At 31.9% G+C, this 15,121-nt stretch carries 20 protein-coding genes; 2 read left to right on the top strand and 18 right to left on the bottom strand.

Translation table 11 applies throughout. The annotated features are described in order from the left end of the window. Nucleotides 1-112: 112 nt before the first annotated feature. The 18 genes from bsdtw1_RS07405 to bsdtw1_RS07320 all read right to left on the bottom strand — a co-directional run bounded on the left by bsdtw1_RS07405 (nt 113) and on the right by bsdtw1_RS07320 (nt 13,744). A complete protein-coding gene (locus tag bsdtw1_RS07405; RefSeq protein ID WP_183276951.1) occupies nt 113-895 on the bottom strand; it encodes a MurR/RpiR family transcriptional regulator in 783 nt (260 codons plus the stop codon). Between the two features lie 222 nt (nt 896-1,117). Next, a complete protein-coding gene (locus tag bsdtw1_RS07400; protein WP_183276950.1) occupies nt 1,118-1,666 on the bottom strand; it encodes a DUF2441 domain-containing protein in 549 nt (182 codons plus the stop codon). Nucleotides 1,667-1,730: 64 nt separating this feature from the next. Beyond that, on the bottom strand, nt 1,731-1,982 hold the full coding sequence (locus bsdtw1_RS07395; protein ID WP_183276949.1) for a DUF3781 domain-containing protein: 252 nt from the start codon (nt 1,980-1,982) through the stop codon (nt 1,731-1,733). A 105-nt stretch (nt 1,983-2,087) separates the two neighbouring features. Next, nucleotides 2,088-3,194 (bottom strand): glycoside hydrolase family 113, encoded by a 1,107-nt coding sequence (locus tag bsdtw1_RS23445; RefSeq protein ID WP_371874749.1) that lies wholly within the window; start codon nt 3,192-3,194, stop codon nt 2,088-2,090. A 717-nt stretch (nt 3,195-3,911) separates the two neighbouring features. Further along, nucleotides 3,912-4,613 (bottom strand): class I SAM-dependent methyltransferase, encoded by a 702-nt coding sequence (locus bsdtw1_RS07385; RefSeq protein WP_183276947.1) that lies wholly within the window; start codon nt 4,611-4,613, stop codon nt 3,912-3,914. A gap of 46 nt (nt 4,614-4,659) precedes the next feature. After that, nucleotides 4,660-5,208 carry a P-loop NTPase family protein gene (locus bsdtw1_RS07380; RefSeq protein ID WP_183276946.1) on the bottom strand — a complete coding sequence of 183 codons (549 nt, stop codon included), beginning with the start codon at nt 5,206-5,208 and terminating at the stop codon, nt 4,660-4,662. A gap of 101 nt (nt 5,209-5,309) precedes the next feature. Next, the gene (locus bsdtw1_RS07375; protein ID WP_183276945.1) at nt 5,310-5,843 is read right to left on the bottom strand and encodes an HD domain-containing protein; all 534 of its coding nucleotides are present in this window, start codon (nt 5,841-5,843) and stop codon (nt 5,310-5,312) included. Between the two features lie 206 nt (nt 5,844-6,049). After that, nucleotides 6,050-6,820: a class I SAM-dependent methyltransferase gene (locus tag bsdtw1_RS07370; protein ID WP_183276944.1), complete on the bottom strand. Its 771-nt coding sequence runs from the start codon at nt 6,818-6,820 to the stop codon at nt 6,050-6,052. Between the two features lie 101 nt (nt 6,821-6,921). Continuing rightward, complete coding sequence (locus bsdtw1_RS07365) at nt 6,922-7,437, bottom strand: GNAT family N-acetyltransferase (RefSeq protein WP_183276943.1); 516 nt, start codon at nt 7,435-7,437, stop codon at nt 6,922-6,924. Between the two features lie 56 nt (nt 7,438-7,493). Further along, on the bottom strand, nt 7,494-8,399 hold the full coding sequence (locus bsdtw1_RS07360) for a hypothetical protein (protein ID WP_183276942.1): 906 nt from the start codon (nt 8,397-8,399) through the stop codon (nt 7,494-7,496). Between the two features lie 104 nt (nt 8,400-8,503). Continuing rightward, on the bottom strand, nt 8,504-9,031 hold the full coding sequence (locus bsdtw1_RS07355) for a GNAT family N-acetyltransferase (RefSeq protein ID WP_183276941.1): 528 nt from the start codon (nt 9,029-9,031) through the stop codon (nt 8,504-8,506). Between the two features lie 17 nt (nt 9,032-9,048). Continuing rightward, nucleotides 9,049-9,492: an NUDIX hydrolase gene (locus bsdtw1_RS07350; RefSeq protein WP_183276940.1), complete on the bottom strand. Its 444-nt coding sequence runs from the start codon at nt 9,490-9,492 to the stop codon at nt 9,049-9,051. Between the two features lie 42 nt (nt 9,493-9,534). Continuing rightward, a complete protein-coding gene (locus bsdtw1_RS07345) occupies nt 9,535-10,071 on the bottom strand; it encodes a GNAT family N-acetyltransferase (protein ID WP_183276939.1) in 537 nt (178 codons plus the stop codon). 47 nt (nt 10,072-10,118) lie between these two features. Further along, a complete protein-coding gene (locus bsdtw1_RS07340; protein ID WP_183276938.1) occupies nt 10,119-10,625 on the bottom strand; it encodes a GNAT family N-acetyltransferase in 507 nt (168 codons plus the stop codon). Between the two features lie 26 nt (nt 10,626-10,651). After that, nucleotides 10,652-11,464 carry an AAC(3) family N-acetyltransferase gene (locus tag bsdtw1_RS07335; protein WP_183276937.1) on the bottom strand — a complete coding sequence of 271 codons (813 nt, stop codon included), beginning with the start codon at nt 11,462-11,464 and terminating at the stop codon, nt 10,652-10,654. A 263-nt stretch (nt 11,465-11,727) separates the two neighbouring features. After that, nucleotides 11,728-12,567: an acyl-CoA thioester hydrolase/BAAT C-terminal domain-containing protein gene (locus bsdtw1_RS07330; protein WP_183276936.1), complete on the bottom strand. Its 840-nt coding sequence runs from the start codon at nt 12,565-12,567 to the stop codon at nt 11,728-11,730. 272 nt (nt 12,568-12,839) lie between these two features. Continuing rightward, complete coding sequence (locus bsdtw1_RS07325; RefSeq protein WP_183276935.1) at nt 12,840-13,370, bottom strand: GNAT family N-acetyltransferase; 531 nt, start codon at nt 13,368-13,370, stop codon at nt 12,840-12,842. 26 nt (nt 13,371-13,396) lie between these two features. After that, nucleotides 13,397-13,744, bottom strand: a complete 348-nt coding sequence (locus bsdtw1_RS07320; RefSeq protein ID WP_183276934.1) for a MerR family transcriptional regulator — start codon at nt 13,742-13,744, stop codon at nt 13,397-13,399. Nucleotides 13,745-13,927: 183 nt separating this feature from the next. Between bsdtw1_RS07320 and bsdtw1_RS07315 the strand changes: the two genes are divergently transcribed. Both bsdtw1_RS07315 and bsdtw1_RS07310 read left to right on the top strand, forming a co-directional pair. Continuing rightward, nucleotides 13,928-14,311 (top strand): carboxymuconolactone decarboxylase family protein, encoded by a 384-nt coding sequence (locus bsdtw1_RS07315; protein WP_183276933.1) that lies wholly within the window; start codon nt 13,928-13,930, stop codon nt 14,309-14,311. Nucleotides 14,312-14,698: 387 nt separating this feature from the next. Continuing rightward, complete coding sequence (locus tag bsdtw1_RS07310; RefSeq protein WP_183276932.1) at nt 14,699-15,073, top strand: hypothetical protein; 375 nt, start codon at nt 14,699-14,701, stop codon at nt 15,071-15,073. Nucleotides 15,074-15,121: the final 48 nt, after the last annotated feature.

Raw genomic sequence — 15,121 nt, 5'->3', positions numbered from 1 at the left:
TTATACTTACTTCGGTTTTTTTTCCCTATAAATTTCCTAATTTAGGAAATTCAATTTTTATTGATTCAAATAAAAAACAACCAGCTGATATCGATAATCTGCTGGTTGCCTTTTAAACCTTTTTTTTTGTTAAATAATATGCATAATTTTGAGCAATTAAACTACTCACTAACTGGAGTTGAAATGGATGTGATGCATAATCTTGCAAGGATTTAAAACGAATCACTTCATCAAAATATTTATTTGACATTGAATTATAATCACTGGTAATAAAATAAACCTTTGGCTTAGTTTGCTGCTTTGGTATTCTGCGCGGGAAAGTATGCTCAAAATAAATACCGGTATAGCTGAAAATAATAATCAAATCTTTATCATTTGCATTTTTTATATACTCAAGCTGCTGCTTAAAAGATACCTTGGTCAGGGCTGCCTTTCCAAGTACTAATAAGTCACTTTGTAAATTCATCGCTGCTGTTTCAGCTTTTAATAGACCAAAGATTCCTATTTTTTCGTAATAATCTATATCTTTTGCTAGTTGATTAAGGACCTCATAATTAAGGGATTCGGAAACCAAATCCAAACTCTCTTTAACTCTTGTAACAAAGTCCAACGAACGTGTATTGATACTTTGATGATTCGAGTACAAATCAAAATGAAAGGATGTTGTGTTAATTAAATCTTTAAGCTCCGTAAAATCATTCAATCCCATTTCTTTGCAAAATCTGCTAATGGAACTATTGGCCACATGGCACTTATTTGATAGTTCACTGATGGTACATTGCTTAACTTCTTCTATATGGCTTAAAATATAATTCGCTATTTGACAATTTGTTGATCCATCATTGCTACTGACCAATTCTGATAAGAATACAATTTTTAATTTATCCCAGTACATCGAATCACTTCCACTCCTAACTATAAAAAAATTAAATTAACTACACTTTTTCATCTTATTTCTACATATATAGTTTAATATAAGCACTACAATACATTAAACTATATATTCTTTACTCATAGTTATTTTTATATATAGAAATGTAATCTAGATTACTAAAAATACTACTTTAATAACTACACTATATTACTCAAACTTTCTACTATAAGTATAGCATCAAATCTATGTCACTTGAAAATCCTCAATGATTTCATCAACTGTTATTTCTCCGTCAACTAAAGTTTCAATAACAGGATTGTGATTTTCAATATCCAGTCCCCAATAATGCCGTGCTTTTTCACTATTATCTTCTTTATTTTTTGTTCCGTCAAAACAGTTACATGCATCACCATCAAATACATTGCCCTGTACTTTTAGTTTAACAATTGAATATACTTCACGGCCAGCATTTTTAAAAAATTGAGCCCATTTCTTTGCTTCTTCTAGTGTTCTAGAGGTGTATAAACATGCTAATCGTGATGGATAATTACAGTATTCTTCACGACGCACTTCTTCTAGAGCCAATTCTCTATATGCAACCTTCCCCCATTTATCTAAATCTGACTTTATAAGATCAGCAATCTCTCCATGAACATCCTCACCCTCTACTATTCTCTTAAAAGTCATGACTCTATTATATACACCATTGTGATTATTTTCATCAAACAATATTTTTTGCCCTAGCTTCATTGGCTTTTCTGTTACTACATGATAAAAATAGATAGCTTCCATACATATTTACCTTTCTTCGCATATATACTTATTGATAAACATTAAATTTGAATTGAAATCTAGTTTATCTTTTTATTTTATGTGCCGTGATAATTGTATAACTATATGCATTTACCGTTATTTCACAATCATCTATATCTACATACCAGTTTTTGCCCGTTCTGATTATCGAAGCATCTGGGTTTTGAATTTTATTTCTACACCATCTAACAATATCCTCTACATCTAAAGAAAGATTTCTCTTAATTCTAACAACTCCTAAATCAGTTGTATGTAGCTTATCTAAGTTTAAAATAAGCTCACTGCTATCATCCATTTCTGTCACCCTATATCAACCTTTCAAATCATTATTTATACTACTTAACCTTAAAATGAAATTTCTTGTTCTACATATGCTCATAAGTTACACCTCTATAATTTCCTATTTCGAATACCAGCCTTTTATGATTTCCATAGTATCATCACTTGGATAGTAGTTGTTGTCAGATTCCTTACTTCCAATTGCAAAAATTGAAAATCCTAAATTCCATGGCTCGTTTTCAAATACAGTTTTGTAGGCTTCAAAACAATTAGCTTGTTCTTTATCATTCCATTTGTAGGTTTGATATGGATTCCATGGCTCAATTGATGCCTTATCTTTTGGTGGGAAGCCTAATTCACCAAAGAAGATTGGTTTGTTCCATTTTGTATTAAAGTTTTTAATCTCTTGCTTTACATTTTGCTTTCTATTGTATCTTTGAGTACTTTGGAGAGCGCTAACCAGGTTGTCCACGGTGTTTTTATCATTTTCAGTAAGTTCAAAGTAAGAAGCAATAGAAATGAAATCTAGCTTTGAAAATAGTTTGTTATTGAGTTTCTTGTTGTATGCTGACTTTAAGTTATCTTCAATCTTTTTAGTTGAAGGATCATTCCAATTAGTTGTTATCCACCAACTTGTTCTATAAGTAACTAAACCTTGATAATTACTCTTCGCAAAGTCTATCATTTCACAGAATTGATCTTCATAATTTTCAATTTTGGTGAAGCTCGAACCTATATTAAAGCACTCAATATGATAAGGCACTGCAATATCGTCAATTAGAGGCTTTAGTACTTTGGTTTTCCAATTGTTGAAGAAAGCATTGATATCCTTAGGGTTCCACTCTGTCTCAGGCTTACTGCCATTAGCTATCCACGGATATGGTTCAAGTATTATATTTATGTTTTTACCTCTTAATTTCTTTATTAGTTTTATCGCCTGTTCTTCGCTATTTTTATCAATTGACATATCGCTAGATGAAAGGTTGCTTATAGCTATAACAACAGGAATATTTAAGGTATTAAGCCCAAAGGCATCTATATCTTTAAGAACTGTATCAATTTTATAGTTCGTAACTAAGTTACCTGATTTAATTTTTGCTGCAAATTTACTGTCTAATTTCTCGTTTTTCATTACATACCATCTATAATCATCAATGCTTATATGATTAGTGTTTATTGGGTAGCCATAGTAGTAAACAACATCTAAATCCTTATTCAAAGCTAAAATTTTATAGCTGGCTGCACTTCCACTACTTGAATATTTATATTGAAGAATAACAGGTTCTCCTGATTCAGCCGGTTGCCTGCTTACATAATTTCCATCCCAATCCAGTACTACAAATTCCGTTACTTGTGGATCTTTATTTTCAATATATAGAACCGATTCATAACCGTCTTTTGTTTGAATGTTACTACCACCTAAGGTTACCACCATATCTTCTTCATGTGGATAGTAATAGGTTGAAAAATTACTTTTGTAAAGAAATCCAACATGATTTGTAATAGTAGTCCTGTATATGTTTTCAGTTCGATTATAGTAAACATGAAGAAATCTATCATCTACTTTTATTTCTTTTAAGAATTTACTATCAGCCTTTATAAAATCGTTAGCTTTCGAAGCTTGCAAGGGTGTAAATCTTAACCCTGAACTCCACAAGCCTAATATTAATAAACCAACCAAGATCGATAATATTGATACTATAAGAATATTTCTGGTAGATGGCTTAGTATTGTACTTGTTTTTTAAATGCTTAATTGATGCTAGTATCAATACAAGTATTAGAACAAAGATAATCACTGATAAGACTAAGTTTTCCAAATGGTATACCTCTTTTTCTCAATATTTTATTTTATGATTAATTTTGTTTTTTAAATTTAATTATTTTAAGTGTATTTCTTTTTATTAATAAGACAAATTGGAATTTGTCTTTATTATTCAAGGATTCTATTTCTTTAAAATCAAATGATGAAAAAATGCTATATCTTGAAATTCCTTAATATGAGCAACTCTCAATTCAATCTCTACCATTTTCTCTTGCCACTCCACATCTTTATGAATATCTTGGTTTTGTTGCAAATCCCAAAATGTTCTAATCCCATATGTTTCACATATTTTAAATTCCTTACACCAATATATCAAATCAGAATCGTCATAATAATGAATTGTACCATAATTAGAAGTTGTGCCGTCCTTACCATCCAGCAGCATATGAGCTTTTTCAAAATCATTTAACAGAACCACCATCTGCATAACTCGTCCTTGCTTGTTATGCTTAATAATTGAGAGTATACCTTCTGGTTTCAATAGTCGATAAAATTCATTAACAATTTCTTCTCTTCCATCAGCATATTCCAAAACATTATGACAAAGAATAATGTCAAAACTTTCATTTTCCATTTTTCTTAATATATTAATACTCCCAACAATCTGTTGGTACTCATAATCGCAGTATCTATCTTTTACTGCCTCTTCTGACGGTTCAATAGCAACTACCTCATTATCCTGTGCAAGATAATTTGCAGTAAATCCAGTACCACTACCAAAATCTAATATCCTTTTTCTTTTTATATTGCCCAATTGAGCAAAGGCAATTTTTTTAAGAAGTGCTTCCCAAGGTTGTAGCTTATCGATATTATGAATTGCCATTTTTATTATCTCCCCCAAATTGCTATTTGTCAGCTTTGTGTTATTCTTATAATGCCTGATTTATATATTTAGCTTTTTCATTACTCCATTGATTTAATAACATTTTCATTTCTCTTCTGCTATGAATAATAAAAAACGGTTTATCGGGATAATCTTTATGTAAATCAGTTATAACAGGTCTACGAGTTTTTGAAAAACTCCATAAACCTTTACAAAAATGTAAAAATGCCTTATCAAATTTTTCTTCGAGATATTCGGGTGTGTCAGAACGTTTTTTACCGTTTCTTAATAATACGCGTGCCAAACATACAAAACGATTTATATCAAGAAATATAACTAAGTCAGCCGCTTTAAATCTTAGCTCCATTGTGCTCGTATGATTGCCATCTATTATCCATCTTTCCTTTGATGTAAGCTCCATTACTTTCTTTATCCATTCTTCTCTCGTTGGATTTTCCCAATTAGGACGCCAGTACTCAACATCAAGATGAACCAGTGGCAAACCCGTAACAAGAGACAATTTTTTAGATAAAAAGCTTTTTCCGCTGCCATTATTACCAACAATCATTATGCGATTATATATAAACACATCCAATAATATCACTTCCTAAAACATAAATAATCGGCAATTCAAATTACTAATTATCTTCGGATTATAAGCTATCAAATTGAAATTTGCTTAACTTCGTATTATGCCTATAAGTTTTGCAAAATACCAAATTCAGTTAGTAATTTCTGATACCTACATTTTTCATGTTCCATCACAGGAAAAAGCGTATTATATAAACAATGTTGCAAAACATCTGCATCTTTTAATACTTCATCAAATGAAGAATGAGTAATCGCCTTTGAACTATGGTTTAAAATAGCTGAACATATTAAATCTGTTTCATCCTCAGTTGTCAAAGACAACTCTTCAAGAATTTGACGTGCCAAAACGGCTCCCTTCTCAGCATGATTTTCAGTATTCATAGTCTTATAAGAATGTAAATCATGTAACATACCAGCCATGGTCGCGAGTTCAACATTTTGATTTCTTTTGAGAGCAATCATTGCACATGCCTGAGAAACTCCATAAAGATGGAGGTAAGCACACCTTCTTTCTTCTGTGTCTTTCATATTTAGTAGAATTTCATCAATATACTTTCTAAGTCTTTCAATGCGATTATCCATATCTTCAGCCCTCCCATTATGTAAATACTTTTGAATTTTTTCAATATGCTTATCCATGTCTTCCACCACCAATTACATAATAATCTTCAGTTCACATTTGTAAACTGAACCAATAAAACCACTGACAAAATTACTATTTATTAAAGAGACATCACATAGATCTGACAGGGATTCCATTCATCCCAAAGTGTAGGCAAACACTCAAATTCCTTAAATTGGAGTTTGAAATCTTTCCCTTTTGATCGTACTGTACGGAACTCACATTACAATTTTCGCGCCTTAATGCAAAAAGAAATCGGCAGCATCTTTGCTTTTTTTGTTTTGTCGCTAACTTCTCCAACCGCTTCCATCGTTTCTTTATCAGATTGCTCAACCATCTGTTCAACAACAAACCCTGCTTTTGCTAAAGCATTGATATATGTTGATATTTTTCGGTTGCATAATATTATTTTTCTTCCATCAACTGGCATGCTGAAATATGATTCATCAAAATAGCTTTTGTTAAAAACCAAGGTGTCATTTTCTATAACATCTTTGCGTTGGCTGCATGACCAAGCCACGCAGTAATTCAAGGTATGATGCCAACTGAATATAAATATGCCATCTTTTTTCAGATAAGATGCTATCTTATTGAATACGCCTTGCAGATCTGTTGTCCAACCGATTCCGTATATTGAATAAACGAAGTCAAAATAATTGGTTGGTATGTCCATATCTGCTTCCATAGAAGAACAAATAAATTTTGCTGTATATCCATGTTCTTTTAAATAACCATCAGCATTTTCTATTTGCTTGTGAGAAATATCTACTCCCCACAATTCAGAGGCATTTTTGTCAGCGTGATATTTTAAAGAGTGGCCACTGCCACAACATATTTCCAATAGCTTTTTACCCGAAACATCTCCAAACAAATGCAAATCATCTTCTGTCACAAATTTAACTCCGTATTCTGGAAGCGCTGTAGTGCCAAACCATAAATCTGCATTTGAGTCCCAATATGTTTTATTGGTTTTTAGTATTTCATCCCTGTCCATAAAAGGTACACCTCCTATGCTATTAATTATTTTTAGATCTAAACTGTCCAATAAATTTCTATTTATTGATAAACTTAAAATTAGAATTTGCCGAGCTTATATCATAATATTTTCTTAACAGAGAATAGAAAATGAGGCATATCAACACCTCGGTAATGCTTGACAAACTTATCTATACAAGTCATTCCATTTCGTATTGCTACGTTTTGTGACGGTATATTTGTATCTCTAATAATAGAATATACTTCTTTAGCACTTAGCTTATCAAAGGCATATTCTTTACAGGCAATAGCGGCTTCACTTGCATATCCGTGATGCCAATAATCTTTTTGAAAAAGATAACCCACTTCCATTACTTTGTTGCTGTTGTAATCTTGCATTGTTAACCCACATTGTCCTATCATTATGCCAGTTTCTTTCAGAACAACCGCCCATAGACCAAAACCATATTCTTTATAACGTTCAATTTGTCGGTCAAGCCATACTTGAACCTCATCATTACTAAATGCACCTTCATAAGCATACATTACATCATTATCCTGCATGATTTTACAAAGCATCGAAAAATCAGCTTGTGTCATTTCTCTTAAAATTAATCTTTGAGTTTCTAATACCATGCTATTCCCCTCCATAAATTCTCACGTTTTACCTATTCTGATTTAAAAACTAGAATTTAGCCACGAATTTCTTTAATATATCTAACATTTCTTATAATCAAATCTGATTTCCACCAGTTTTTGCTAATGTTCCATTGTTCAGGATAATCTATCCATGACCATGTGATAGCCCATGTACCATCTGGTTCTTGAGTATTTAAGATAAACTCACATTCATAATCACTTATTTCTTTATTATTCATATAGAAATCACTTGTTTTAGTGCCTATGAATAAGGATGGTTTACATACGTAATCAACTGCCCACTTTGATGTGTCGTATGTTATAACATGCTTAATCTGTTGGTGTAGTAATGTATTAAATTCCTCTATATCCAAAAGATCATTCATTGAGCTTTTCTTTATATATTCATACAATTCAATAAAGCAAGAAACAGTGTGCATAGAATCCATAGGAAAATGTATTTTAAAATAATTGTAGGCTTCTTTAACAAGACTACAAGCAAGTTCAAAGAGTTTACTATTTTTATCTGCAAATTTTAATATAAAACCAATAAAGCATGCTGTAGGATTATATGATATTTCCTGAGAAGTTTCAAAGTTCCACCAAGGTGCATGTGGATAATCATTGTTAGTAGCCAATGTATTTGACCATGTATGTCCATCAAAGTCCTTTCCCGAGGACAAGTACTTCAATATTCCTTGTATAATAGGGTGATTTTTATCCTCCAAATTTATCTCTTTAATTATCTTCGTGGCAACCCAGGTTTGAACTGGAGATGAATTAGGATTCCAACAATCTGGCTCAAGTGCATTTCCAAAACCACCATCCTCATTTTGGTACGCAGTTAATGATATTAGAACATCTTCCTTACTGCCGTTTTCAAACAGATATTTCCACCTTGCTATATCAAGTGGCCTAGCATTCCTATAAATAAAGTTCCTAGCTTGTTCATAGTACATAATCAAACCTCCATTTAGTTTTTTAATAAATTCTTATTTGTCTTCAGATTATATAAATAATCTTTATATTTCCATTATTAACCATAATATATTTATTTAATTAACTATTTTTTTATCGATATCCAATACCTTTGAACTATATTTCCATTGTCCTCAACTATCTCATTTTCAAGGACACCCTTATTTGCAATTATAGTTTTTGATGAACCTATGTTATCTTTATCACAGGTTATTAAAACTTGCTCTATTCCCATATCTCTACACTCTTCAAGAGCCAATTTTAGCATTGCGGTTGCGTAACCTTTTCTTCTTTGGGTAGGTCTTATACCATAACCTATATGTCCACCCAATTTGAGAAGTTGCTCACTTAAGTAATGTCTTATACTAATTGCACCAAGTAAGTTATTATTCTCATTTACCAAAAAGAAAGTATCAGAAGGTGAAAGGTGAGGTGGACACGTTTCTCTTTTTCTATATAATTCTAAAGTCTCTAACCAGCTGCTATAATCCGTCCCTTTTCTTCTAATTACACCTGGATATATATGCCCTTTTGCTTCTTCCCATTCTACCATCATCTCAATATATGCTTCTTTATGTTCTATTGAAGGAGATACTAAATAAACCTTGTCCATATTCAACTCACACCCTCTCAAAATTTCTTATTTAGCCTTTTGTTAAGTTCCCCCAGTGCTATTTTATTTCCATCATATTTTAAACATGAAATAGCATCAGAATAACTCATCCACTTATATTCTGTATGTTCATGTGAAATTTTAAATTGTTTATCTGTAATTTCAACTCCATAACAATTTTCTGGTATAACATATACATTTTCTCCCCAATACTTACTGGCTGCAAACTCGTCAGCAGGTATTGAATTAACTGTATCTAACTTAATATAAAGCGAATCCATAGGAATTCCTGCTTCTTCCCATGCTTCTCTTTTAGCAGCTTCGATTATGGTTTCTCCATCTTCTCCTCCACCAGAAATAGCCTGCCAACAATCATAGTCACTACGATGAAATATGGCATATTCTATATCTCTATCATTAATATGATAAGGAAATACTAAAACTTGAAATGGTGCTCTCATAAACTCTCCTACTTTCCTATAATAATCATTAATTGTTGGAATTTATCTATACTTACGATAGTAAAAATAACTATCACTTTCCATGTTAGGTTGCTTATGACCTATAGGTGTTCTTCTTTCAAACAATTCAAAACCACACTTTTCAGCAAGCTTACAGGATGCTACATTTGCACAATCAATAGTTAAAATAAGATATTTTATCTTTGATACCTTAAAGCACCACTCCACTAATTTATTTACGGCTTCTACTGTATAACCTTTTCTTTGATATTCTTCTGACATAAAGTATGCTATTTCAACTTCATTTAATGTATCTTCAAGTCCCATTCCTACCATGCCAATCATCTCATCTGTATCATTTAAGGCTATCACATATCTTTTATTTTCATAAATATCTATTGAGTCTTTTTTAGCTTGATGCCAATCTATATAATTAAAATATGATTGTGGTGAATCTTTGCCCTCAGACCAATCAGGCATAAACCTTAATATATCATTTTGTCTAACTATCCTATAAAGATTTTCAGCATCTTTTCTTTCAAAGGCTCTAATTACTATTCCATTCGCTTCTATTCTCATATAACTCTTAATCTCCTAATTATCCTCAAAAATTGATTTTAACAAAATTATATTTTTATATAACGTAGTTCTCTCAGTTCTTTCCCCATATTAATTATTTGAAAGGTATTATCATGTTTAAAACCCATTTTTTCATAGAAATGTCTTGCTCGTATATTTTCTTCTAACACCCAAAGTTCTATATTCACAAAATTCTCTTTTTGAATTTCGTTGATGCCCCATTCTATCAACTCTTTCGCCACGCCACTTCCCCAATATCTTGGAGTTAAATAAACCCTCCAAATCTCTATCCACGAATTATCATTACTACCATATCTACATTTTGCAAATGAAAGTATTCCAGCTGGTTCATTGTCTTCAAATATGATAGCTGTCCTTGGCGAACCCTCTTCTAATTCACTTACAAAGCGTTTTGTTCTTCTTTCAATAGAAAAAACTTCATTTAAAACATCATCTGGAATAATACCTTTGAATGCTGCTTGTGATGATTCCGAATGAACTTTGCCTAGAATATCTGAATCTTTCATGCTTGCATAACGGATTGATCTACTCAAAACAGTCCTCCCCCAATTTTGATATACTACTTATTAAATCTATACTTACTTAGCCGCTCCTTAGCAAAATCAACTGCTTCCTTCATATCAAATAATCTGCAATCGGCATTGCCAACCTTTCCTATTTGTACATTATATTTCCCCTCAAATTCCTTACCTATTAGTTCAAAGCCATCTATGTCATAAGCATAATCCTCGAACCACTTCCAGCATCTCTGCCCATTTTCCAATATTGCAGTACCAAGTCTTTCCTTTGGCATTTCTTTTATAAAAGTTTCTGAAAGATGAAAGCTTGTACAAGAATCATAGCCCACTCCTAATAAAAGAACCTTTGTTTTAAGGTTATACATTTTACCTAGAGGCGATTTTATTCCAAACTGAGGAGTAAGCGGATGATCTTCAGTAATATATGCTGCATCCTTGCCATTTGCACTAAATGATCGTTGAGGATGGTTTGAGCGTATTGTGTTTGGTACTGTTCTAAACAATTCTGCAATGCGTCCCATTCCTCGTGTCGGCGTAACCGCTGGATCAAAGGCTGGCATATTATCATAAATCATTTGTATCCACTCCTTTGGTACAGGTGGATTTTCCCAGCCTGAAGGATCGCTCCAATCCCCACTTTGAGCTGGCATTACTATGGTTCCATCACTGCCTACCGCTTCCTTCAAGGCAGTTATCACAGACTGAGCTCCACCACAAATCCAACCCATGCTGGACATAGAAGAATGGACTAATACTATATCAGAGCTATTTACCCCAAGGTTTAGAAAATCTTCGTATAAAGTTTTTACAGTATTGGGCTTCTTTGTTTCCATAATTATGTTTCTTTCATTCATTTGGTTGTTCCTCGTTTCTTAGTTTTTCTATACAATATAACTTTTTAAATTTATATAAATATAACTTTTTTAATATTTATCAATAGAACTTTAAAAATTTTTTAAAAGTTAAAAAGAAAACTTTATAACAATTTACTCATAGAATCATGGTTTGAGGGGATTTTGATATCAGAGCTTTTACATAATTCTTTTACCTATTACGTAAGCTACGTTGTATATATTACTCCAACTTAAATTGGAATTTAACAAGCTCTCTTTTATACTTATAATCTATCTAACCAATCTAACGACATTTTCAACGCTTGCTTTCTTGCCACTTCACATTCCTTTTTGTACTGTCTTTCAATACGATACGCAAGCACCATTTTAGTTTTTACGGGACATAATATATGGCTGGCAGGATAAAAGATTTCATGGTGAAATGAAAATGCAAATTTCTTGTTGTTGAGCCTATCACAAATCATTTTTCCCATTTCAGCAGAAGGCCATTGGGCATCTTCTTTTGCCGATAACAAGAGTATAGGACCGTTTATATTTTCAACTTTGATTGTGTTTTCTTCATTTTTATTTGTTTCAAGAACATCAAGGTATTGTTCTACAAAGCCAAATTCATGATTTCTTAAAATATTCTTTATTATGCTTACTGAAATATTATGAAAAGAAACATATGGCAATGGTTTACTGCCCCAAGTCCAACTGGAAGCATTAGCATAAGCTGGCATTGCAATTCCTTCAAAAATACAACAAGAAGGTGAAACTGCAATAACAAATTCAATTTCGGGGATTAAGCTCGCCGAAGTTAAAGCAAGCTCTGCACCTTTTGAAATGCCATACATACCAACCTTTGAATAACCATTGTTCTTGAGCCAAAGCACAGCGGATTGAATAATTTCTATGGGAATTATTGCAAGAGTTTTAGACGTGTATTTTGTTTTCCAATATGCAACAGCAAGTGATGAAATACCATGAGCAGAATACACCGAGGCAATTTCATTTGCCCATTTAATCCCGCCATCGCTTCCGCTTACAACGATCATAGCCTTTTCTTTTGTTTTTGAAGGATAGAAAACTCCTTGAAAATCTTTTCTAAAAATATCCTGCATCCATTCACCTTCTTCCTGTTCCCCTAGTATTAACACCCTAAAATCTAATCAAACCCACAAATCACTATTTATCTGCAAATTATTTAAGTAAGTATATTTAGTCGTAATTTCCAATCATACATTCATTTAATTATATACTACTTCCCCACAAATATTCAAATATATAGTAAAACTGTATATCTATAGATTTACACGGTAATTGTGTAGAAATGAAAAAAGCTGTACAAACACTACATTAAATAGTATTTATACAGCTCACTTTTACTTAGATACTACTTACACCATTCTTCTTTCAATATGGCATATTCGTAAGTATCAAGCCATATAGGCTCCCCGTTCCTATCAGTTTTAAAATAGATATTTTGTAAAAGCAAACCCTCACGTCTCATAGTTAAGCGTTCAAGCAATTTCCATGAATGATCATTCTTTGGATTACACATGGCTATAATACGTCTTGCTCCTAACTCTTTAAAGGCATAGTCAAGTAGCGCCTTTGCACCTTCTGTGGCATAACCTTTACCTTGATACTTACTATTGAACACATAGCCTAATTCCCAGGTATCAAAATCTCCTTTAGCTAAATACAAGTTTCCTATTAACTTTCCATTTTCCTTTAAGCAAACTGCATAGAAAGCCTCATCTGTTGATCTTCTAATCGCTTCTTCTTTAGCCTGATTTTCTGAATGAATATCATACGGTTCAAATTTAACTACTTCTTTATCTGACAAGTATTCATATAAATCCTTCCAATCATTGTGTTCAAACTTTCTAATAATTAACCTAACTGTCAATATGTTTTCCATCTCAATCTCCTTTGCAATCAATAAAATCAAAGCTGCTTTTTATACCATAGAATTTTAGACTTTAGATTTTCAGAGTACTCTTCCCAGAGTCTTCTTTGCTTCTCCACATAAATCTCATGTTTTTCTAATATCTCAAGTCTTTCTGAAATTGTGGAATCCCCTTGGTATCTCAAATCTGAGTAATGCTTCATTTCTTTTAGGGGCATACCCGTATCCTTAAGGCGTTGTAAAAACTTCACCCATTCAACATCTTTATCACAATAAATTCTTCTATTTCCAGCATCTCTTTCAACATTGATCAAACCTTTATCTTCATAATATCTTAATGCCGAACAGCTTATACCGGTTAACTCAGAAAATTCACCAATTGTCATTTCACACCTCACATAGCTAGCTTCTTTCATACATATGAAATGGATTTAACCATTATCTGTAATTATATCATCAATTTATATTTCATTAGAATTTCTATATCTATAATTCATAATTTGTTCATTGACTTCAACCATACTTGAAGTGATATTCTTCAAATATCAACTACATAGGGAGGTTTTATTATGGATAATACAAGATTTATAAAAGGAATGGAAAATTTAAAAGCTGTGGATGGAAAAGGTGGCGATGCAGTGATTCAATCTCTACAAGATATATCACCAGATCTCGGAAAATATATAATTGAGTTTGCTTTTGGTGATATTTATTCTAGACCTGTTTTATCACTACAGGAGCGAGAAATGATTACTATCGTTAGTTTACTTACAGCTGGTGGTTGTGAACCACAGCTTGAAGTCCATATAAATGGAGCCTTAAATACAGGAATAGAGCCAGTCAAAATCGTAGAAACTTTTCTACAATGCATACCTTATACTGGATTTCCAAAAGTACTTAACGCTATCTTTACAGCTAAAAAAGTCTTTCAAGAGCGTAACATCATACTCTAATCATAACTTAATCAACCTATTTACCTAATTGTTCTTATTATAATATATTCTGTCAGTAAAGTTTTATCTGTAATAGTTTTTTAACTCATCTGCCTTTCCGTATCTATATAAAATGCTACTTGAAAGAAAAAAAGCTGTTGAAGAAGAAATGGTAGAACTCCAAAGATCTTTAGAATTAATTAATGCTAAATGTTCTTATTGTAAAGAAACTATTGAAGCTGGAAATGATGATATACAAAGAAATTTATATTTTAATAAATAATTCTGTAAACATAAAAAACAGATAACCTAAAACTAAAAGAAGAAAGGGATAACTGTAAGATAAACTGAACTAATTTAAAAATATACCGTATAAATAAATAGAACGTTATAAGAGGTGTATTAGATATGAAAAAGATAATTTCAATTATGATTTCATTACTGTTATTTGCAAGTATATTTACTGCGTGTTCGTCACAAAACGTGTCAAGTTCACCGGGAACCCAAACCAATTCAAGTAAAACATCAGATGATATAAGAAAGCTTGCATTTGAGCAATTAACTTCAGAAAGTAAAGAGAGAATAAATGGAACTTGGCAAGATAGTAAACTTTCTACAATAACCTTGAATGAAAACATGGGGATTATTAACGACAAATCCTATATTGGGAAAGAAGTATATTTAGTTGATTTCCCTACAAACAGTAGATCAATGCCCAATAATATGATTTTTTATGTAAGTAAAGATGCTCATAAATTAATAGGTGTTGGATATTTAGATTAAAAATAATTATTAGGGGAACTTATTAAAAAGTTCCCCTAATAATTTGCA

It is taken from the genome of Clostridium fungisolvens (genome assembly GCF_014193895.1).
Taxonomy (GTDB): domain Bacteria; phylum Bacillota; class Clostridia; order Clostridiales; family Clostridiaceae; genus Clostridium_AR; species Clostridium_AR fungisolvens.
This window is presented reverse-complemented; position numbering and strand designations above follow the sequence as displayed.

Bases quoted from the DNA above. Each gene is read 5' to 3' on its own strand.
- bsdtw1_RS07405 (WP_183276951.1), bottom strand. From the start codon at position 895: ATGTACTGGGATAAATTAAAAATTGTATTCTTATCAGAATTGGTCAGT.
- bsdtw1_RS07400 (WP_183276950.1), bottom strand. From the start codon at position 1,666: ATGGAAGCTATCTATTTTTATCATGTAGTAACAGAAAAGCCAATGAAG.
- bsdtw1_RS07395 (WP_183276949.1), bottom strand. From the start codon at position 1,982: ATGGATGATAGCAGTGAGCTTATTTTAAACTTAGATAAGCTACATACA.
- bsdtw1_RS07385 (WP_183276947.1), bottom strand. From the start codon at position 4,613: ATGGCAATTCATAATATCGATAAGCTACAACCTTGGGAAGCACTTCTT.
- bsdtw1_RS07375 (WP_183276945.1), bottom strand. From the start codon at position 5,843: ATGGATAAGCATATTGAAAAAATTCAAAAGTATTTACATAATGGGAGG.
- bsdtw1_RS07370 (WP_183276944.1), bottom strand. From the start codon at position 6,820: ATGGACAGGGATGAAATACTAAAAACCAATAAAACATATTGGGACTCA.
- bsdtw1_RS07365 (WP_183276943.1), bottom strand. From the start codon at position 7,437: ATGGTATTAGAAACTCAAAGATTAATTTTAAGAGAAATGACACAAGCT.
- bsdtw1_RS07360 (WP_183276942.1), bottom strand. From the start codon at position 8,399: ATGTACTATGAACAAGCTAGGAACTTTATTTATAGGAATGCTAGGCCA.
- bsdtw1_RS07355 (WP_183276941.1), bottom strand. From the start codon at position 9,031: ATGGACAAGGTTTATTTAGTATCTCCTTCAATAGAACATAAAGAAGCA.
- bsdtw1_RS07350 (WP_183276940.1), bottom strand. From the start codon at position 9,492: ATGAGAGCACCATTTCAAGTTTTAGTATTTCCTTATCATATTAATGAT.
- bsdtw1_RS07345 (WP_183276939.1), bottom strand. From the start codon at position 10,071: ATGAGAATAGAAGCGAATGGAATAGTAATTAGAGCCTTTGAAAGAAAA.
- bsdtw1_RS07335 (WP_183276937.1), bottom strand. From the start codon at position 11,464: ATGAATGAAAGAAACATAATTATGGAAACAAAGAAGCCCAATACTGTA.
- bsdtw1_RS07330 (WP_183276936.1), bottom strand. From the start codon at position 12,567: ATGCAGGATATTTTTAGAAAAGATTTTCAAGGAGTTTTCTATCCTTCA.
- bsdtw1_RS07325 (WP_183276935.1), bottom strand. From the start codon at position 13,370: ATGGAAAACATATTGACAGTTAGGTTAATTATTAGAAAGTTTGAACAC.
- bsdtw1_RS07320 (WP_183276934.1), bottom strand. From the start codon at position 13,744: ATGACAATTGGTGAATTTTCTGAGTTAACCGGTATAAGCTGTTCGGCA.
- bsdtw1_RS07315 (WP_183276933.1), top strand. From the start codon at position 13,928: ATGGATAATACAAGATTTATAAAAGGAATGGAAAATTTAAAAGCTGTG.
- bsdtw1_RS07310 (WP_183276932.1), top strand. From the start codon at position 14,699: ATGAAAAAGATAATTTCAATTATGATTTCATTACTGTTATTTGCAAGT.